Raw genomic sequence first — 19,347 nt, forward strand, 5'->3', positions numbered from 1 at the left:
AAGCGCGCGAACTCACCTCACTGATACGGAAACGGTCGCGTAGTCAAACCCGACTCGTCAATGCGCAAGCTACCGCCCTACCGGTGGGTGACCCGAGCGTGGGACCCGGCGGATCGTGCCCGGTTCGGCCCGTTTCCGCGGCGGTCCCCCGGGCCCTGAACGGGCGCGACGGCACCGCCCGCCCGGCCCGCGGGGCCCGCTTGTGGGGAAAACAGCCCTGTATCGTGGCCGACTTCCGCCCCACCCGTAGCGGAACCATCCTGTCCGCGGTCGCGTCCTGAGGAACCTGAGTTGATCACGACAAGAGGACAGGACACAGGCGACTGTATGGGCGCGAACACAGAGAAGCGGGCGTTACTGGCCACGGCAGCCGCGGTGCTGCTCGCCGCGGGCTGCGGGGACGACGGCGGCGAGGGGAGCGACGCCGCCGGGGGCGGGGCCCCGCTGGCGGAGGAGTGGCGGACGAAGGCCGTGGCGCACGAACCGGAGGACGTGTGGCTGCCGCCGCTCTGGGTCACCGGTGACCGGGTCGTCGGCATCAGCACCGAAGGGGTCACAGGACACGACGCCAAGACCGGCAAGCCCGCCTGGGAACTGGCGCCGCCACCGGGCGCGGGACAGCCCTGCGCCGCCTCGCCGGCCGTGAACGCCGGCGGCGTCGGCGCGGTGCTGTTCGGCCCGGCGGACGCGAAACCCGGCGACGACTCCTGCGCGGTGCTCACGGTGGTCGACACCACGAGCGGCAAGCTGCTCTGGAGCAAGGACCTGACCTCCGGCGACAGCGCGTACCCGAGCGCCGACGTCATCCCCGTCAGCGTCGGCGAGGAGGCGGTCACCGTCGAGCTGATCGAGGACGGTCTGCACCGCTTCTCCCTCGACGGCGAGGAACTGCCCACCCCCGAGGTGACGGTGGGCGAGCAGTGCGACGACTTCTCCACCGACTGGCGGCACAGCGCCACCTCTCTGGTCGCCGTCGTGGACTGCCCCGACCTGACCGGCGCCGAGAACCACATCGCCGCGTACGACGCCGCGAGCGGCGAAGAGCTGTGGACCGCGGCGGACTTCACCGACGAGGACCAGCCCGCCCGGGTCGAGATCCTCACCGACGAGCCGCTGACGGTCGCGACGCAGGAGCGGCTGGTGTCGTTCGGCGAGGACGGCAAGGTGCTGACCGACCTGCCGCTCAAGCGGCCCGACGGGTATCTCCACCTCGACCCGGGGGACTTCACCATCCGGGACTCGGTGCTGGTCACCAGCTACGACGACGCCACCAACGACTACGTGGGCATCGATCTGACCACCGGCAAGGAGCTGTGGAAGAAGGAGTTCGACTTCGCTCCGCACCCGCTGGCCCCCGGCGGCGGTTCCGGCGGCGAACTGGTCGCGCTCCGGGACGGCATGATCGAGGGCGAGAACGCCATGGGCGAGTACCTGGCGCTGTGGGACGCGCGGAAGGGCGGCGAGCCCACGACCGCGGGCATGCTGCCGGAGAACGCGGGCTCCGCGCAGGTGGTGGCCAGCAGCGACGACGGCGGCGTGGTGTACGTGCTCGCCGAGCCCGAGGTCGGCGAGGAGGCGCTGCGGATCGAGGCGTACCGGCGGTAGCGCGCCGGGCGGGGGCCGCCGCCGTGCGCCGGAGCGGACGGCGGCGCCCCCGCGACCGGCTGCCGGGGCGGCTCCGGACTCCCCGCCGCCGTACGGCAGTCGGGGACTCCGGCTGGCCCCCGTACGGGCCGGGGGGTGGCGCCCGCGGCCACGGGGGTGGCAGCCGGAGGGATCCGGCGGCGCCGCCGCCCTAGCGTTCCTGCGTATGAGAACTCCCGCGCCGCGCCCCTCGCGCCGCTCCCTGCTCGCCCTCGGCTCCGCCGCTGCCGCCGCGCCCGCGCTGGGCGCCGGCCCGGCCCACGCCGGTACCGGCCACGGCCGGGTCCCCGACGCCCCGGACGACTTCGACGAGCTGGACATCGACGGGCTGCGCCGCCGCATGGCCGACGGGCGGCTCGACGCCGTCCGGCTCACCCGCCACTACCTGGAGCGGATCGAGCGCATCGACCCCCTCCTCCGCTCGGTCATCGAGGTCAGTCCCGACGCGCTGCGCGAGGCGCGCAAGCTCGACCGGGAACGGCGGCCCCGCGGCCCGCTGCACGGCATGCCCGTGCTGCTCAAGGACATGTTCGAGACCGCCGACCGGATGCACACCACCGCCGGTTCCTACGCCCTGGAGGGGATGCGGGTCCGGAGGGACTCCGCCGTGGCGGCCCGGCTGCGCGCCGCCGGCGCCGTCATCCTGGGCAAGACCAACCTCAGCGAGTGGGCCGGCGGCATGTCCCTGACCCACCACGCCGGCTGGAGCGCCCGCGGCGGGCAGACCGCCAACCCGTACAAGCTCGACCGCTCACCACATGAGTCCAGCTCCGGCACCGGCGCCGCCGTCGCCGCCAACCTGTGCGTCGCCGGCATCGGCACCGAGATGAACGGCTCGATCCTCGACCCGTCGTCCGCCAACTGCGTCGTCGGCGTCAAGCCGACCGTCGGGCTCGTCGGCCGCGGCGGCATGATCCCCGGGGTGCCGAGCCAGGACAGCGTCGGCCCGATGGCCCGTACCGTACGGGATGCCGCGATCCTGCTCGGCACCCTCGACCTGATCCGCGGCGACGCCTACGGCGGCGGCTCCTCGACCCCCGCGGCGCTCGCCGGCTATCCGGCGGTGAGCGTGCCGGCGGGGTTCGCGTTCGGGCTGCCGGTCGGGCTGACGTTCATGGGGACGGCGTGGAGCGAACCGACGCTGCTGCGGCTGGCGTACGCGTACGAGCGCGCGACCGCGGTCCGCAGGCCGCCGGAGTACCGGGCGCCGGACGTCGGCCTGTAAGCCGCCCGCCGCGTCCGCCCGCCGTGCCCCGCGCGCGTCAGTGCGCGATGCCGTCGATCAGCCCCCGCGCGCCCTGCCGCAGCAGCGCGAGGGCGACCGACGTGCCGAGGTCGGGCGGGGTGAGCCGGCCCGCGGACTCGTGGGCGTGGAGCACCGTCTTGCCGTCGGGGCTGAACACCCGGCCGCGCAGCCACAGTTCGTCCGGCGCCGCGGTGGCGAAGCCGGCGATGGGGCTGTTGCAGTGGCCCTGGAGCACGTGCAGGAACATCCGCTCGGCCATGGCCTCGCGGTACGTCTCCGGGTGGTTCAGGTCGCTGACGACGTCGATGGTCGCCGTGTCGTCCTCGCGGCACTGGAGCGCCAGGATCCCCGCGCCCAGCGGCGGGCACATCGTCTCCACCGGCAGCACCTCGGTGATGACGTCGGCGCGGCCGATGCGTTCGAGACCGGCCACGGCCAGCAGCAGCGCGTCGACCTCCCCGGCGTGGAGCTTCGCCAGCCGGCGGTTCGCGTTGCCGCGGAACGGCACGCACTCCAGGTGCGGGTACGCGGCGGAGAGCTGGGCGATCCGGCGCACCGAGGACGTGCCGATCCGGGTGCCCGCGGGCAGGTCGTCGAGTCCAAGCCCGCCGGGGTGGACCAGCGCGTCGCGGATGTCGTCGCGGCGCAGGAACGCGGCGAACGTCGTCCCGGCCGGCAGCGGCCGGTCCGCGGGCACGTCCTTGACGCAGTGCACGGCCAGGTCCGCCTCCCCGCTGACCAGCGCGGCGTCGACCTCCTTGGTGAACGCGCCCTTGCCGTCGACCTGGGAGAGGTCGCCCAGCCACTTGTCGCCCGTGGTCTTCACCGGCACCACCGCGGTGCGGATGCCGGGGTGATGGGCGGCCAGCTCGGCGCGGACGCGCTCGACCTGGGCGAGGGCCATGGGGGAGTCGCGCGAGACGATGCGGATGAGCTCGGGCACGGACATGCCGTACACGATAGACCGTCAGAAACGGCCTCTTCGGACGGGCCCCGGCCCCGCGGTCGCGTACGCCTCGGACCTGCCTCGAACGCGTGCGCCGCCCGGGAGCCCGCGGGGCTCCCGGGCGGCGCATGTGCCGTCGGCGGCTCGGCCGGCGTTCCGCCGGAGCTACCTGACGCCCGGGACGGTGAACGACGGCGGCCCCGCGGGGAGGTCCACCGTGTACTGCCTCAGGTACGTGTCGAGGTAGGGCGAGCGCTCGCCGCCGGTCGCCACGTCGTCGGCGGTGCCGTCCAGGGCCAGGTGCAGCGTCGCGTCACGCACCTCGATCGTCTCGCCGGACGGGGTGTCCCGCCACGAGCCGGTCTGGATCGTGCCGATCTCCACGGCCAGCACGTGCCCGGCCGCCAGCCGCCAGTCGGTCGACTTCAGGTCGACGGTGAACCGGCCGCGCTCCAGCAGCGAGACCTGCTCGTCGAACATCACGGCGGTGCCGTCGGGGGCGACGTCGTAGAGCTTGAGCATGACGTTCCCCGCGCCCTTCGCGTTCAGCGCGATCCGCGGGGTGCCGGTGACGCGCACGTCCCGCTCAAGCGGCTTCGACCACGCGAAGAAACTCGACGTGACCTCGCCCGCCCGCTGCTGCTTCGCGGCCTCGGCGGCGAGTCCGTCCGGTGCGGCCGGCTCCAGGGCGGGCGCGTTCTCCATGTCCCACTTGCCGGACGGCTGCGCCGGCTTGCCGGGCGCCGCGCGGCCGGAGGCGGTGAGGTCGGCGCGGGCGGAGGCGCCGCCGTCGTCGACGTACGAGCCGCCGCCCAGGGGGATGCTCGCGCGCCGCTCGACGACCGGCCAGGTGCTCTGCGCGCGCCAGTCGCCGCTGTTGTCCTCCATGGCGTACTTCGGGTAACGGACGGCCGGCTTCTCGCCCTTCAGATACCGGTCGAAGAACGCGAGCGTCTCGTCGTACCAGCCCTCGCGCCCCATCGCCAGCCGGCCGTCGGGCACGCGGTCGCCGCCGCGGACGTGGTCCCACTGGCCGAGCCAGCCGCGCTCGGGGCCACGGTGGTTGTCCAGGTACTCCTCCATCTCCTCGGGCTTCGTGTTGGGCTCGATGAAGCCCTGCGTGACGAAGAGGGGGGTGTCGCTGCCCTTGGCCTGCCTCGCGAGGTCGCGCGCCTTCCAGTGCTCGCTGTCCTGGTCGGAGATCCGGTAGCCGGCGGAGTTCTCCGTCAGGCACTCCGGATGGGCCTCCTCCCAGCGGGCGTTGGCCGCGTAGCGGGGGTCGTCGTCGGCCATCGGGGGGATGGCGGCGATCGAGTTGTACGCGTCGGCGGTGCCGGTGACGTTGGGGCGCGGCACGCCGTTGGAGTAGATGTACTGGTACATGTCCCAGACCGGCTCCTGCGACACGACGGCCTTCAGGGCCCGCTGGTCCAGGTTGTTGCCGATCAGTCCGGTCACCCCGTCGTACGACTTGCCGTACATGCCGACCGCGCCCGTCGACCACGGCCGGCCGGCGGCCCAGTCGATCGCGGCCTTCACGTCGGCCTGTTCGCCGGGGCCGGCCCAGTCGAGGCAGCCCGTCGAGCCGCCGAAGCCGCGCAGGTCGACCATGACGAAGGCGTAGCCGTTGGCGAAGACGTCGGCGCCCTCGATGAAGTCCTGGAACCGCGAGGAGGGCCCGGTGTGCGACCAGCCCTCGTCGCCGGTCGCCCCGGCGTGCGCGAAGTACGGCCCGACGGAGAGGATGACGGGCACCTCCTCGCCCTTCTCCAGCCCCTCGGGCAGCAGCACGTCGGCGTGCAGCTCGGTGCCGGAGCCGTCGGCGGAGGGGAAGTAGTGCTGGGTCCATTCCGCGCCCTCGGGCACGCGGTCGTTCTCGTCGTGCGTGACGGCATCGGTGGCGGTGGCGATACGGGCCTGGGGGCCGGCCGCGGTGGCTTCGGGCGCCGCGGTCGCGGGCCCGGCGAGCGCGCCGGTCGCCGCGAGGGTGGCGGCGAGTGCGGAGGCGGCCCAGGCGGCCGCGTGACGTCTCTTCACATGCTCCTCCGGAATGACGGTACGGAGTTGTGGGGGGACGGCGGCTGGGCGCACCCGGGAAAACCACACGTCGCGGGCGCGACCGGGACCGACGCGTGGAGCGTATGATCACTTCGCGTACACGTCAACGAGGCTTTGCGACCGGCCTGTTGGCCGGGGCCGTACGGGCTCCGTGCGGGGACGGCGCTACACCGCGACGCCCGCGGCGGCCGGCCGCGCGGCCTCCGGGGCGCGGCGGCGGGCGAGCAGCGGGCCGAGGGCCAGCAGCGCCAGGCCGGCCGCGGACCAGCCGGCGAGGACCGCGAGCGGGCCCGCGGCGCCGTTGCCGTCGAAGTAGGCGACGGAGCGGACCAGGGAGCCGCCCGCGCCCGGCGGCAGCCACTGGCCGAGCGTCCCCACCGGCTCGGGGAGCAGCTCGGGGGCCGAGGTGACGCCCGAGAACGGGTTGCCGAGGAGCATCACCAGCAGACTGCCGGCCCCCATCCCGGCCCGGCCGAGCACCGCGGCGAGGCCCGCGACCGCCCCGGCGCCCGCGAGGACCGTCAGGCCGAGCGCACCGGCCTCCGCCCACCAGTCGCCGGCCAGGGCGCCGAGCCAGCTGTCCGCGAGCGCGGCGGCGACCAGGCCGATGGCCGCGGCCGCGCCCACCGCGGCGAGCACTCCGCGACCGCCCCGCAGCCCCAGCAGGGTGACCAGCCCGCCGACCAGGAGGCCGGCCAGCGCGAGCGGCAGGACGCTGGAGTTGAGGGCGGAGCCGCGGGGGTCCGCGGACGGCAGCGGGACCACGTCCCGGATGGGCAGCGGCCGCCCGGCCCGCTCCCCGGCGGCCTCGGTGAGCACCTGCGCCACGCTGGGCCCGGCGGCGGTGGCCACCAGCAGCTCGGGCCCGCCGGGGGAGGCGACGACGGCGCCGTAGACCTCGCGCTCCTCGATCGCGGTACGGGCCGCGTCCGCGTCGGCGTAATCGTGCACCTCGAAGGCGCCCTCGCGCTCCGCGAGTTGCGCCTTGAGCGGCGCGGTGGCCTGCGCGCGTCCCGCGACGCCGAGGGGCAGGTCACGCGGCGCGAGCCGGGCGTTGGGCCAGACGAACGCCCAGAGGGCGAGGGCCACGAGGGCGGGGACCAGGACGACGACCGCGAGCACGCTGCGGGTGGAGGACATCGGGGGCCTCGATCGTAAAGAGAAGGATCGTTCGTTTTACGATCCTCACTCTGCGCGGGATGCTCGCGACTTGTCAAGAAGGAACGTTCGTTTTAACGTGGCGGCCATGGCTCGCGTATCCCAGGCCCATCTGGACGCCCGGCGCCGGCAGATCCTGGACGGCGCGCGGCGCTGCTTCACGCGCAACGGGTTCCACGCCACGTCCATGCAGGACGTCTTCCAGGAGACCGGGCTCTCCTCCGGCGCCGTCTACCGCTACTTCCGCGGCAAGAACGACCTGATCACGGCCGTCGCCGAGGAGGCGTTCGAGCGGATGCGGCTGGCCTTCGAGTCCGCGAGCCACGAGGCCCCGCTGCGCCCCCTCGCCGACGTGATCGACGGGGTGCTCACCCACGTGCTGGAAGAGCAGGCCCGCACCTCGGGAGTGGACCGGCCGGGCGCGTTCGCCGAGCTGATCGTGCAGGTCTGGAGCGAGACCCTGCGGGACGAGGGGCTGGCCGCGACGCTGAACGCCGGCTACGACCGGATGCGCGCCATGTGGGGCAAGGTCGTCCGCACCTACCAGGAAGCCGGCCACCTGCGCGCCGACGTCCCGACCGACCACCTCGTACGCGCCCTCATGGCGCTCGTCCAGGGGTTCATCCTGCAGCAGGCCGTCTTCAAGGACGTCGAGGCCGAACTCCGCAGCGGCCTGCGCGCCCTGCTGTCGCCGCACGCCTGAGCGCGCGGCCGGTCAGCCGCAGAAGGCCGCGTCCAGGAGCGCGTCCACGGAGTCGTCGAGGTCGGCGCGGTGCTCGGGCGTGAGCGCGACGGTGACGTGGCGACGCAGGTCCGGGGTGGTGAACGACCAGCTCTGGTACGCCAGCGCGTCGCCGTCGTTGCCGTACACCGTGACTCCGCACGAGGTCTCTTGCCAGGCCAGCCCCAGCCCGTACGTCCGGTCCCCGGACGAGGGCGTGCGCATCTCCGCCAGCAGGTGGTCCGGCAGCAGCCGCCCGCCGAGCAGCGCGGCGAGGAAGCGGTCGAGATCGCCGGCCGTGGAGATCATCTCGCCGCTCGCGCCGAAGAGCGACGGGTTCATCTCCGTGAAGTCGGCGAGCTGAATCCCGCCGGCCCGCCCGACCGGGACGTAGCCGCGCATGTGCGCGCCGCGGATCCGCGGGTACGTCCCGGGCAGCGAGGTGGCGTGCAGCCGCAGCGGCCGGAGGATCCGCCGCCCGATCTCCTCTGCGTACGGGCGCCCGGTGGCCTCCTCGATGATCCGGCCGAGCAGGAGGTAGCCGGTGTTGGAGTACGCGTAGGCCGTGCCCGGCGGCGTGGAGGTCGGGGGATGGGCGACGGCGCGCCTGATCTGCTCCTCCGGGGTCCACGTCCGCGACCGGTAGTCCAGGAACGCCGGGTCCGGCGGCACGGTCAGGGTGCGCTTGTAGTCGTAGAGGCCGCTGGTGTGGCCCAGCAGGTGCCGCACGGTGATGCGGCGGCCGTCCGGGACGGCGCCCGGCAGCCAGTCCTCGACCGGGTCGTCCAGCCGCAGCCGCCCCTCGCCGGCGAGTTGCAGCACGACGGTGGCGACGAAGGTCTTCGTGATGCTGCCGATCCGGAAGCGCCCGCGCGCCGGGACCGCCCGCGTCGTGTCCCGCTCGGCGACGCCGCCGGTGACCCGCCACACCCGGCGCCCGTCGCGTACCTCCACGAGCCCGCCCACCGCACCCTCGGCCACCAGCCCGTCCAGCCGCTTCCGCAACTCCGCCGCCCCGGGCGGCTCGTCGCCGTCCCGCGGCGGGGCGGCGGCCGACCCGGCCACCACCGCCAGCACCGTCGCCGCCGCCACCAGCACACCCCGTACCCGCTTCACCCGGTCCACCCGCGCTCTCGTCTCGCCCGTCCCGTACGCGACGAGCCTGCGGCAGGCGGTGGCGGGAGACGATGGGGCTGGTCGGAGTTCCGCACCGGGGGTTGTCCCCACCCGGCGTCCGGCCGGGCACGCCCCGAGGCGCGCGACCGTCCGGACGCGCGCCTCCGGGCAGGACCCGGCCGCGGAGGGGCGGGAGACAACTGCCCGCTCCGCGGCCGGAGTCGAGGACCGTCACATACGCGTTCGCGCCTGGCGCTTGAACGCCACGGTCAGACCCATGGCGAGCAGCCCGAGCAGGGCGGTGACACCGCCGACGAAGCAGTTGGCCCAGATGGCGGCGGTCGGCGCGCCGTTCGTCACGGTGACCACCCAGGGGGAGATGACCAGCCAGGCGCCGAGGGGAATCGTCAACCATGCCAGGCCGGACGTCCGCTCCGGGGCGAGTGCCAGCCCGAGCCCGATCAGGGCGACGGCGATGCCGACGATCAGGTTGTTGATAGTGAGGTTGGTGTTCCCCGTGAAGTGCACGACCCAAGGCGAAATCGCGGCGAACAGGCCGGCCAGAAGGATCAGTCCTTCGAGGGCAATCACACCACCTCTGGCCGCCGTGCGATCGAGCCGGTCCCGCATCTCCACTACATCGGGGTGCGAGGTCATCTCAGTGGTGTGCTGCTGATTCGACATGGTTGCCGCCTCCTCTCCAGAGACAGAGTCGGATGCATCCCTTTTCGTATGATACGCCTGTTTGGGTGACTCTGCGTGGTGAGGGCTTCCGGCCCGGTCAGAGGACCTGCGGGCCGCCTCGCCGGCGGACGATCTCGGCGATCCAGACGGGGGCGAACGGCGAGGTGCAGCCCGGTGAGGTCGGGTAGTCCTTGAGCACCCCCAGGCGCTCACCGACGGCCACGGCGCGTGCGCGGTGCGCGGGGTACTCGATGCCGATCTGCGCGAGGCAGGTGTTCATCGCCCACTGCAACCGGTCGGGGGCGTCCTTCAGCTCCGCCTCGATCACGTCGAGCAGCCCTGCCGCATCGAGGCCCGCGGGGCTCTTCACCACGCGCTCGGCGGTGAGCGCCCAGCCGGCGGCCGCCACCACCGGGTCGGGGTCGGCGAGCCAGGCCAGGCGCAGCTCCTCGGCGTGCGGGCTCTTCTTCACCGCGTAGTTCACGAGCCAGTCGTGCACCTTGGGCGTACGCGCCTCGCGCAGCATCGCGTCCAGCTCGTCCCGCTCGAACGCCTTCGGGCGGCAGACCAGCAGCGCCAGCAGCCGCGCCGCGGTGTCGCCGGTCCGCCACAGCTCGCGGGCGAGCGGCTGCTGCGTCTTCAGCCGCTTGGCGAGCGCGCGCAGCCTGCCGAGGTTGACGCCGTGGTCGTCGCCGTGCCTCTCGTTCACCGCGCGCGCCTTCGGGTCCTCCAGCTCGGCCAGCTCCGCCATTACCTCGGTCAGGGTCATCTCGGCCACCGCACCCTCCTGCCGGTCGGTGGGAGCCTAGACCCCGGCTGTGACAATCCCGCCTGCGTCGCGGCGCTCCTCGCCGGACGGGGCCCGGCCCGGGCTACGCGCGGCTCGCCGCCCGCAGCCCGTTCAGCGTGATCGTGCCCCGGTCGAGGCGCACGCTCGCCGTGTACCGGTACGCGGCCCGCACCTCGGGGTCCGTGAGGTCCAGCACCCCGCCCGCGTCCGCCGTGAAGAGGAACTCCCAGCCCGCGCCCTGGTCCACGTACGCCGTGGTGACCCTGCCGCGCGCCACCAGGGCGTAGCGGGAGCCGGGGCGGGAGAGGTCCACGGTGCCGTAGGGGTTGTCCAGCGGCTCCTGGCCGACGGTGATCAGCTTGCCGTCGATCGCGGTGGCGCGCGACGAAGTCGACGGCCTCGTCCGCGAGCCGGTCGGTGAGGTACTCGCCGGGGGTGCGGGCCGGCAGGTCGGGCATGAAGCGGTACGGGTGGAAGTAGTCGCCGTCCGCGATGTACAGCCGCTCGGAGGCGATGGCCTCGTCCAGCCCGTGCGCGTAGGGGTTGCCGGGCCGCTCGGTGTACTCGCCGCTGTAGGTCTCGGTGAGGTGCCACTTGCCGATCAGGGCGGTGGTGCAGCCGTACGGGCCGGGGAAGTCGGGGACGGTGGGCACGTCGGGGGAGAGGAACTTGCCGCTCGCCGCGGGTGCCTCGCGGAGGAAGTCGGTGATGCCGGTACGGGCCGGGTACAGCCCGGTCATCAGCGCGGCGCGGGTCGGCGAGCAGATGGGCGCGGCGGGGTACGCGCGGGTGAAGCGCATCCCCTCGCGCGCCAGCCGGTCGATGTGCGGGGTCTCGTTGAAGGTGCTGCCGTACGCGCCGAACTCGCGCCAGCCGAGGTCGTCGATCGACACGACGATGACGTTGGGCGGCGGCGGGCCCGCGGCGGTGGCGCTCCGGGCGAGTGCGGGGCCGGCGACGGCCGTGAGGCCGACCGCTGAGGCACCGCGCAGGACGCCGCGGCGCGAGGGGTGGCGGAACGTCGTCGGAGGCATACGGCTCAGCGTCCGGCGGCCCGCGAGCGGGCGTCAACACCCGGGTGAATGAGTCCGGGACGGACGCGCGGAGCGCCGCGGGCAGGGGAGCGGGCCGGGTTGAGCGGCCGGGGTTGAGCGGCGGGGGAGTGGGGCCGCGGTGCGGCCGGGCGCGGGTCAGTCCGCGGCGCGCAGCCGTACGTGGATGTGGCCGGCGTCCGGCGCCGCGGGCCCGCCGTCCGGTTCCGTGATCCCGGCGACGTCGAGCCCGGCGACGGCCGCCAGGGTCTCGAAGCCGTCCCGGGTGTACCAGTGCAGCACCCACGGGCGTTCGGTGATGCTGCTGCCCGAGGGGTGGTAGCGCTCGTAGCGCAGCAGCGTCGTCTGGGTGCGGGTGTGCTCGTCGCGGCTCTCGGCGACGACGCGGACCCGCAGTTCGGCGCCGTCGGGACCGGTGGCGGTGCGGGCCCGGCCGACGTCAGCCGCGGCGGTGGGCGCCGGCAGGTGCAGCGGGATCAGGGCGCTGCCGCCCCCGGCGAGATGGGTGCGGATGGCGCGCAGCGCGGCCAGCGCGGTGGCGTCGTCGGGCAGCAGGTTGAACGTCGGCCCGGCGAGGAAGACGGCCGCGTACCTGCGCGGCAGGTCCAGCGCCTCCATGCGCTGCTGGAACACCCTGACGGGCAGGCCCTCTTCCGCCGCGCGGCGGCGCAGCCGGTCCAGCATGTCCGCGGAGGAGTCGACGCCGTCCACGTCCAGACCGCGGCGGCGCAGTTCGAGCAGCGGCTCGCCGTCGCCGCAGCCCAGCTCCAGCGCGGGCGTACCGGCTTCCTCGATGAAGGCGGCGTACGGCTCGGGGTCCTGGGCCACGGACTTCAGCGGCCCGTACAGCTCCGCGACGATTCCGGTGTAGAAGTCTGCTGGATCCATGTTCGCCACCTTATGCGGGTGGCGGCGGGGGTGACAGTTCCCCGGGGAGGGAGGTCACCCGGGTTCCGCACCCGCGGCCGGCGCGGTGCGCTCCACCCCGTGGTGCCACCCCGGCCTCCGCGGCCGGCAGCCCGCCCCGGAGCGGTCCGGCCCCGCCGGCCCGGCGGCCGTCCGGGACGAACCGGCGTGCCGCGCAGGTCACTTGACGACGGCGTACGCGCCCCGCGGCATCCACCCGGTGACGGCCGCGAGGCGCTGCGACGTCACGAGCCCGCGGACGTGCCCGCCGGGCGGGCGGCCCGCCGGAAGTGCCAGACGATCCCCGCCGGGACGCCGGCGTGGGACACCGCCGCGGCCTCGGGGACCAGTTCGCGCAGGGACCACGGCCACGCCTCCCACGGCCCCGGGTCCGTCGCCGGAGCGGGGGCCGGTGTCGCCTCCGCGGCGGCCGGCGCCCCCGGCTCCTCGCAGCCCAGCACGTCGAGCCCGGCCGCGAGCGCGGCGCGCACGTAGTCCCCGACCGCGTGCCGGTACGTCTCCACCCGGGCGGGGCCGCCGTCCGGCAGCCGTACCGCCGGGACCGACCCGAGCGCCACCCGCTCCGGGTGGACGTCCGAGGTCACCAGGTGCCCGCCCGGCCGCAGTACCCGCGCGAACTCCGCCAGCACCGGGCCCAGATCGGGGACGTGGGTCAGCGCGAGCGAGCAGACCACCACGTCCACGGCGCCGTCGGCGACGGGCAGCTCGTCCAGCCCGCCGAGGCGGAAGTCCCCCTCCGGCAGCCGCTTCCGGGCCCGCGCCGGCATCTCCGGGGAGCTGTCGACGCCGAGGGTGCGGTGGCCGCGGGCGGCCAGCAGGGTCGCCATCCGGCCGGTGCCGCAGGCGGCGTCCAGGGCGAGGCCCGGAGGCAGCGGGTCGAGGAACGCCCCGACCACCGGCTCGTCCAGGTCGAACGCCGTGTTGGGCCCGTCGTACGTCTCCGACCAGATCCGGTAGCCCTCGACCGTGGACACCCGGGCGACGTCCACGCCCGCGCCCGCCAGCGCCTCGTCGCCGAGCAGCCGCCGGATCCCGCCGAGCCGGGCGGCGACGAACGCGCGGTCGTACTCCCCGGTGAACGAACGCACCAGGGCGATGCCCTCCATGCCTACCGCGTAGGCCAGCGGATCCTCATGCCGCACGGCTGCGACCGTAGTGACGCGCGCGGCGCCCGCGCCACCCGATTTCGCGGCGCTCGGCCGCGTCCGCACCCGGCGGCATGCGCCCCCGGCGGGGCGCGCGCGGGCCATCCAGGTGAGCGGCCGGCAGCCCGCGCCCACCGGCCGAAGTCCCCGGCGGCCGGGCCCGGGTGCCCCGCCGGCGTACTCGAAAATCCGTGAATGCGACATGCGACCGAGCTGCCATATCAAATACCCCGCTGAGTTCGATTTACCGAAGCCGCGCTTCGCTGCCGCCACCGAGCCTGGTCGGTGTCATCCTGGTATGGCTACCTTTGGCGGATTTCATGCGGAGGGGTCCCATGGGCAGGGCAGACACCACCGGGCACGTACGCGAACGAGCGGCGGACGCCCCCGACCTCTTCGCGGAGCTGCGGGAACGGGAGTTCGGATACCTCGACGAGGGCGGGCACACCTATCTCGACCACACCGGCGCCGGGCTCCCGCCGCGCTCCCTCGTCGCGGAGAGCGCCCGGCGCATCACCGGCGGGCTGTTCGGCAACCCGCACTCCGAGAGCCCCGCCTCCCGGGCCTCGGGGGACCGGCTCGCCGAGGCCCGCGAGGCGGTGCTGCGGTACTTCAACGCCGACCCCGCCGAGTACGCCGTGATCTTCACGCCCAACGCCACGGGCGCGCTGCGCCTGGTCGGCGAGGCGTATCCGCTCGGGCGCGGCAGCCGGCTCGTCCTCTCCCTCGACAACCACAACTCCGTCAACGGCCTGCGGGAGTACGCGCGGGCGCGCGGCGCGACCGTCGAGTACGTCCCGCTGCGCACGCCGGACATGGGGATCGACGAGGACCGGATGCACGCCGCCCTGGCCGTACGCACCCGGCGCCCCGCCCTCGTGCGCCGCGCTCCCCGGGGGCTGCTGGCCTACCCGGCGCAGAGCAACTTCACCGGCGTACAGCACTCCCTGGACTGGATCACCACCGCGCAGGCCCACGGCTACGACATCGTGCTCGACGCGGCCGCGTACGTCCCGACCAACGCCCTCGACCTCGGCCGCCACCACCCCGACTTCACCGTCGTGAGCTGGTACAAGCTCTTCGGCCACCCCACAGGACTCGGCGCCCTCATCGCCCGCAGGACGGCGCTCGCGAAGCTGCGCCGCCCGTGGTTCGCCGGGGGCACGATCTACGCCGTCAGCGCGCAGGCGCAGTGGCACGTCCTCGCCGACGACGAGGCCGCGTTCGAGGACGGGACCGTCAACTTCCTCGCCATACCGGACGTCACCGCCGGCCTCGCCTGGATCGAGGACATCGGCATCGACCGCGTGCACGACCACGTCGACGCGCTGACGGCGCACCTGCTCGCCGGGCTGCGGACGCTGCGGCACGGCGACGGCTCGCCGCTGGTCCGGGTGTACGGCCCCGACCGGGCCGGAGCACCGCGCGGCGGCACGGTCGCGCTGAACGTCCTCGACGCCGGAGGGCGGGTCGTCGACGAGCGCGTCATCATCCGCGACAGCGGCGCGTACGGCATCTCCCTGCGCACCGGCTGCTTCTGCAACCCGGGTGCGGGCGAGGCGGCGTTCGGCCTGTCGCCGCGCCGGCTGCGCCGGGCGGCCCGCAGGCGGCTCGACTCGCTGGAGGACTACCTGAAGATGCTGCACCTGCCGTCGGCGGGCGCGGTGCGCGTGTCCCTGGGGGCGTCGTCGCAGCCTGCCGATGTCGAAACGTTTCTTTCGTTCGTGACGCAGACCTACCGGGACCGCGTCCCCGACGCGGCCGGCCTCGCGCCGCGGCTGGGCTGCTGACCCCGCGGGCCCCGGACCCCGGCCCGCGTCACCGTCCCTGCCGGCTCCGCTCGGCGCCGTCCCGGCACTTGCGCACGACGACCCACCACGTCAGCGCCAGGAAGAGCACCGCGAAGCCGGCCAGGATCAGCCACCCGCGGGCGGCCGGGTGCCCGAACGATTCTCCGTACGAGGCCAGCAGCGGCCACCCCGCGGGGGACACCCCCGTACGCCACAGCGACTCCAGACCCACCCCGCTGCCCAGCGCCTCGAACGCCCACCGGTTGGTCATCGCCAGGCTGATCGCCTCGCCGCCCGGCGTCATCCGCGGCACCGGCACGAACGCCCCGGAGAACAGTACCTGCGGGAAGCACAGCAGCGGCAGCATCAGCGTCGCCTGCCCCGGCTCTGCCACCGCCGCGGACGCGAGCAGCCCGAGCGCGAGGGCGGCGGCGGAGGCCAGCAGGCTGGAGGCGAGGAGCGAGGCGTACGTGTCCCAGCCGGCCGGCGGCAGCCGGTCCAGCGCGCGCAGGACGGCCAGCAGCAGCGCGTCGGCGAGGGCGAGCGCGGGGAGCATGGTGGTGAGCTTGGAGGCGACGTACGGGCCGACCCGCAGGCCGGCGAGCCATTCGCGGCGCAGCACGGCCAGTTCGGTGCAGATCTGCAGCAGGCCGTACGTCAGCCCGAAGAAGAAGGCGCCGAAGGCGATCCAGAACATGATCATCGCGGTGGACCCGGGGTCCGGGGACGCGGGGTCGAAGGCGCCGCCGCGGAAGAGCACCGCGAACATCGCCACGATCACGACGGGGGAGCCGACGAGGACGGCGACGGAGAGACGGTTGTGGAGGAGGAGCGCGGTGCCGCGCCGGGTGAGCAGGGCCCACTGGCGCAGGGCGCCGACGCGGGCGGGTGTGGTGGCGGGGACGGCGGACGAGGGGGCGCGGGCGGGCACGGCGGGGGCGGCGGGCGTGGTGGGATCGGCGGGCGTTGCGGGACCGGCCGTTGCGGCGGGGCCGGACCGGGCGCTGGGCTCGGCAGCGGTGGCGGTGGCGGTGGCGAGGCCGGTGGCCGCGACGGCGCCGGCGGGTGCCACGGCCCCGGGCGGTGCCGCGTGTCCTGTAGGTGCCGCGTGTCCGGTGGGCGCCGCGTGTCCGGCGCGTGCCGCCGGGCCGGAGGGTGCCCCGGGGCCCCAGGTGTCCCCCCGCTCCGGGAGGCCGCCGGCGCCCGCCCCCGGCGCCCGTGCGCCGGCGGCCACCGCACCGTACACCTCCTCCGCGGTGTGCACGCCGAACGTCTCGCAGAGCGCGCCCGGTTCACCCGCGTAGGCGACCTCGCCGTCGGCCGACAGGAAGACCACCTGGTCGCCTCGCGGCAGATCGGCGAGCACGTGCGTGGTCAGCACGACCGTCGTGCCGTCGTCGGCCAGCCCGCGCAGGGTGTGCATCAGCTCCGCGCCGGTGGCCGGGTCGAGCCCGGACGTCGGCTCGTCGAGGAAGAGCACCCGGGGCCGGGTCAGCAGCTCCACCGCGATGCTCGCCCGCTTGCGTTCGCCGCCGCTCAGGGCCCGAACCGGCGTATCGCGCCGCGAGGTCAGCCCCAGCGTGGCCAGCACCCGGTCGACCGTCGCGGCGACGGCCGCGGCCGGGGTCCTCGGCGGCATCCGCAGCCCGGCCGCGTACACCAGCGTGCGGTGCAGCGGCAGCTCACGGTGGATGATGTCCTCCTGCGGCACATACCCGAACTCCGGCCCGGGCGGCCCCGGCGGCGCCCCGTCGTGCCACACGTCGCCCTCGCTCGGCACGCTCAGCCCCGCGAGCGTCTGCAGCAGGACCGTCTTGCCGGCGCCGCTGCTCCCGGCGATCACGGTGAGGGTCCCGGGCGCGACGTCGAGCGACACCCCGCGCAGCACCCGGCCCGCCCCGCGCACATCCCGGCTCACCCGCCGCGCCCGCAACCGCAGGCCGGCGGCCGGCGGAACGGACACACCGGCGGGACCGCCGGGGGGAGCACCCGGGCGCAGGGGCGGCGTCGACATGAGTGCAGCATGCCAAAGGTTCGGGGTGCCGGACCCCCGCGGCTCGCGCGCGGTACCAACGATCGGACGATCCGTCAGCTGCCGTCGTCCGGCCGCGCGGCCGCGTCCGGCCGCCAGTCCGGGGCGAGCAGCCCGAGGACCACCTCGTCCAGGAACGTGCCCAGCACCCAGGCCGAGGAGCGCAGCACGCCCTCGCGGACGAAGCCGTTGCGCTCGGCGGCGCGGAGCATGGCGGCGTTGTCGGCCAGGGTCTCGATCTGCAGCCGGTGCAGGCCGCGTACGACGAAGCCGTAGTGGCAGAGCGCGGCGACGATGTCGGTGCCGTAGCCCTTGCCGCGCGCGTACGGCATGAGCCCGAGGCCGACGTGCGCGGACCGGTGATGGGCGTCGATGCCCCACAGCGACGCCGTGCCGACCAGCTCCCCGCCCTCCAGCTCCACCACGGAGAACGGGACGGTCCCCTCGGCCTTGTCGTCCACCAGCAGCGGGTTGTCCTCGGACGCGGCCGCGATCGGCCGCCACGGCGTGGCCTGGGCCCGGGAGCCGGTGACGACGTCGTCGTAGAGGTCGGCCTGGAGAATCGGGATGTCGTCCGCGTGGCGGGCCCTGAGCCCGACCTTCGTGCCTCGTAGCATCCCTGTTTCCTAACCGGCGGGACCCGTCGCCCGCAAACGCATTCCCCCGGCAGGCCGTGCCCGTTCGGGGGAAAGCGGACGCCGCGGCTTACGGGTGAAACACGGCGGCGGGCTCGGGCCGCGACGGCCATCCGCTCATCGGACCGCCCGGATAAGCCTGTTGTCATATCCCCCCTTCCGGTGGCCCGCATTCCGCGGCGCGGGGGGAGAGGGCGGGAGACGCGTCAGGCGATGAGGAGGCGGAGGCCCAGTTCGGCCGCGTCGAGGGCGAGGAGGTCGCGGTTGCGCTCGTTCCAGCGGCCCGAGGCGAGGTCGTCGCGGAGGCCGCTCACCGCCCGCCGCTCCGCCTCCGGGCCCACCCTGGTCCACACCGACACCGCGCGGCGCACCTCGTCCTCCAGGTACGCCTCGGGCCGCCGCCAGTGCGCCTCGAAGAAGCCGTCCGCGCAGTCCCACGGGATGAGCACCGGCTCCGCACGCCCGCCGATCGCGCGGGTCAGGTCGGCCAGCGAGGGCCAGTCGGTGAGGAGTCCGGCGAACTCCGGCAGGTAGTCGCGGGTGAGCCAGAACCGCTCGCGCCTGCCCGGGTCGCAGGCGTCGTACGTGAACACCACCACCCGCCGCGCCACGCGCCGCATCTCCCGCAGCCCGGCCACCGGGTCGGGCCAGTGGTGCACGGTGCTCACCGCCATGGCCGCGTCGAACGCCCCGTCCGGGAACGGCAGCCGCTCCGCACTGGCCGCCACGCACCGCGCCGCGCCCGCGGGCCGCTGCGCCCGCATGACGGCCGACGGCTCGACCGCGGTGACGTCGCGGTCGGGCGGCTCGTACGAACCTGTGCCGGCGCCGACGTTCAGCACTGTACGGGCGTCCCCGAGGGCGTCCCAGATCCGCGCGGCGATCCGCGGCTCGGTGCGCCGGGTCGCGGGATACGCGGCGCCGATGGCCTCATACAACTGTGGTCCGAACACCCTGAGTTGCTCCTCCGACGTCGTTCTGATCCCCATCGCCCGCGCCGCCAGCTCCGCGTCGATGGCCGTCACCATGGCGGCGGCGCGCTCGCGCTGCGCCAGCAGCAGGGCGCGCAGCCGGCGCAGGTGGGCGACCGCGTCGGTGGCCGGGTCGTCGACCAGCTCCGCGATCTCCCGCAGCCCGAACCCCAGCCGCCGGTACCCGAGCACCTCCCGCAGCCGCTCCACGTCGCCCGCCGCGTACGCCCGGTAGCCGGCAGCGGTCCGCGCGGAGGGGCGTACGAGGCCGATCTCGTCGTAGTGATGCAATGTGCGCACGCTCACCCCGGCCAACTCGGCCACGCGCCCCACGGTCAGATGTTCCGCCACGCCCCCGACGATGCCCCCTCACGCCACGTGAGGGTCAAGCGGCCTTCCTCGGGCCCGTAGCCCGCAGTACGTTGAGCCGCT

Annotated in this window: 16 protein-coding genes; 4 read left to right on the plus strand and 12 right to left on the minus strand. The window is 74.7% G+C overall.

What is annotated here, in order from left to right; all coding sequences use genetic code 11:
* Positions 1-327 precede the first annotated feature (327 nt).
* Both FB457_RS25435 and FB457_RS25440 read left to right on the plus strand, forming a co-directional pair.
* The gene (locus FB457_RS25435; RefSeq protein WP_145783437.1) at positions 328-1,605 is read left to right on the plus strand and encodes an outer membrane protein assembly factor BamB family protein; all 1,278 of its coding nucleotides are present in this window, start codon (positions 328-330) and stop codon (positions 1,603-1,605) included.
* 205 nt (positions 1,606-1,810) lie between these two features.
* The gene (locus FB457_RS25440) at positions 1,811-2,869 is read left to right on the plus strand and encodes an amidase family protein (protein WP_145783439.1); all 1,059 of its coding nucleotides are present in this window, start codon (positions 1,811-1,813) and stop codon (positions 2,867-2,869) included.
* Between the two features lie 37 nt (positions 2,870-2,906).
* Here FB457_RS25440 and hemC read toward each other — a convergent pair whose 3' ends face one another.
* The 3 genes from hemC to FB457_RS25455 all read right to left on the minus strand — a co-directional run bounded on the left by hemC (position 2,907) and on the right by FB457_RS25455 (position 7,034).
* The gene (hemC, locus tag FB457_RS25445) at positions 2,907-3,839 is read right to left on the minus strand and encodes a hydroxymethylbilane synthase (RefSeq protein WP_047020383.1); all 933 of its coding nucleotides are present in this window, start codon (positions 3,837-3,839) and stop codon (positions 2,907-2,909) included.
* A 162-nt stretch (positions 3,840-4,001) separates the two neighbouring features.
* Positions 4,002-5,873 carry a CocE/NonD family hydrolase gene (locus FB457_RS25450; RefSeq protein WP_047018095.1) on the minus strand — a complete coding sequence of 624 codons (1,872 nt, stop codon included), beginning with the start codon at positions 5,871-5,873 and terminating at the stop codon, positions 4,002-4,004.
* Positions 5,874-6,059: 186 nt separating this feature from the next.
* Complete coding sequence (locus FB457_RS25455) at positions 6,060-7,034, minus strand: ABC transporter permease (protein WP_145783440.1); 975 nt, start codon at positions 7,032-7,034, stop codon at positions 6,060-6,062.
* A 106-nt stretch (positions 7,035-7,140) separates the two neighbouring features.
* Here FB457_RS25455 and FB457_RS25460 point away from each other — a divergent pair, with 106 nt between their 5' ends.
* Positions 7,141-7,755: a TetR/AcrR family transcriptional regulator gene (locus tag FB457_RS25460; RefSeq protein WP_047018097.1), complete on the plus strand. Its 615-nt coding sequence runs from the start codon at positions 7,141-7,143 to the stop codon at positions 7,753-7,755.
* 12 nt (positions 7,756-7,767) lie between these two features.
* Here the strand turns inward: FB457_RS25460 and FB457_RS25465 are convergent, their stop codons facing one another.
* The 6 genes from FB457_RS25465 to FB457_RS25490 form a co-directional block, all read right to left on the minus strand.
* A complete protein-coding gene (locus FB457_RS25465; protein ID WP_253911426.1) occupies positions 7,768-8,898 on the minus strand; it encodes a serine hydrolase domain-containing protein in 1,131 nt (376 codons plus the stop codon).
* A gap of 222 nt (positions 8,899-9,120) precedes the next feature.
* On the minus strand, positions 9,121-9,573 hold the full coding sequence (locus FB457_RS25470; RefSeq protein ID WP_047018098.1) for an SPW repeat protein: 453 nt from the start codon (positions 9,571-9,573) through the stop codon (positions 9,121-9,123).
* Positions 9,574-9,670: 97 nt separating this feature from the next.
* Positions 9,671-10,351, minus strand: coding sequence for a DNA alkylation repair protein (locus tag FB457_RS25475; RefSeq protein WP_047018099.1), 681 nt, complete (start codon positions 10,349-10,351; stop codon positions 9,671-9,673).
* Entirely contained in the window at positions 10,339-11,397 is a 1,059-nt protein-coding gene (locus FB457_RS25480; RefSeq protein ID WP_486589133.1) for a sulfatase-like hydrolase/transferase, read from the minus strand. Before FB457_RS25480 ends, FB457_RS25475 begins: the two co-directional genes overlap by 13 nt.
* Before the next feature lie 156 nt (positions 11,398-11,553).
* On the minus strand, positions 11,554-12,303 hold the full coding sequence (locus FB457_RS25485) for a class I SAM-dependent methyltransferase (RefSeq protein WP_145783442.1): 750 nt from the start codon (positions 12,301-12,303) through the stop codon (positions 11,554-11,556).
* A gap of 263 nt (positions 12,304-12,566) precedes the next feature.
* A complete protein-coding gene (locus tag FB457_RS25490) occupies positions 12,567-13,484 on the minus strand; it encodes a class I SAM-dependent methyltransferase (protein ID WP_145783444.1) in 918 nt (305 codons plus the stop codon).
* Between the two features lie 338 nt (positions 13,485-13,822).
* On the opposite strand from FB457_RS25490, the gene FB457_RS25495 reads away from it, so the two are divergent.
* Positions 13,823-15,277 (plus strand): aminotransferase class V-fold PLP-dependent enzyme, encoded by a 1,455-nt coding sequence (locus FB457_RS25495; RefSeq protein WP_047018101.1) that lies wholly within the window; start codon positions 13,823-13,825, stop codon positions 15,275-15,277.
* A 28-nt stretch (positions 15,278-15,305) separates the two neighbouring features.
* Here FB457_RS25495 and FB457_RS25500 read toward each other — a convergent pair whose 3' ends face one another.
* From FB457_RS25500 to FB457_RS25510, 3 genes are all read right to left on the minus strand, one after another.
* Positions 15,306-17,291, minus strand: a complete 1,986-nt coding sequence (locus tag FB457_RS25500) for an ABC transporter ATP-binding protein (RefSeq protein WP_253911428.1) — start codon at positions 17,289-17,291, stop codon at positions 15,306-15,308.
* A gap of 74 nt (positions 17,292-17,365) precedes the next feature.
* Complete coding sequence (locus FB457_RS25505) at positions 17,366-17,926, minus strand: GNAT family N-acetyltransferase (protein ID WP_047018103.1); 561 nt, start codon at positions 17,924-17,926, stop codon at positions 17,366-17,368.
* Positions 17,927-18,150: 224 nt separating this feature from the next.
* On the minus strand, positions 18,151-19,239 hold the full coding sequence (locus FB457_RS25510) for a MerR family transcriptional regulator (protein ID WP_145783483.1): 1,089 nt from the start codon (positions 19,237-19,239) through the stop codon (positions 18,151-18,153).
* Between the last annotated feature and the right edge of the window lie 108 nt (positions 19,240-19,347).

The organism is Streptomyces sp. CNZ287 (assembly GCF_007827615.1).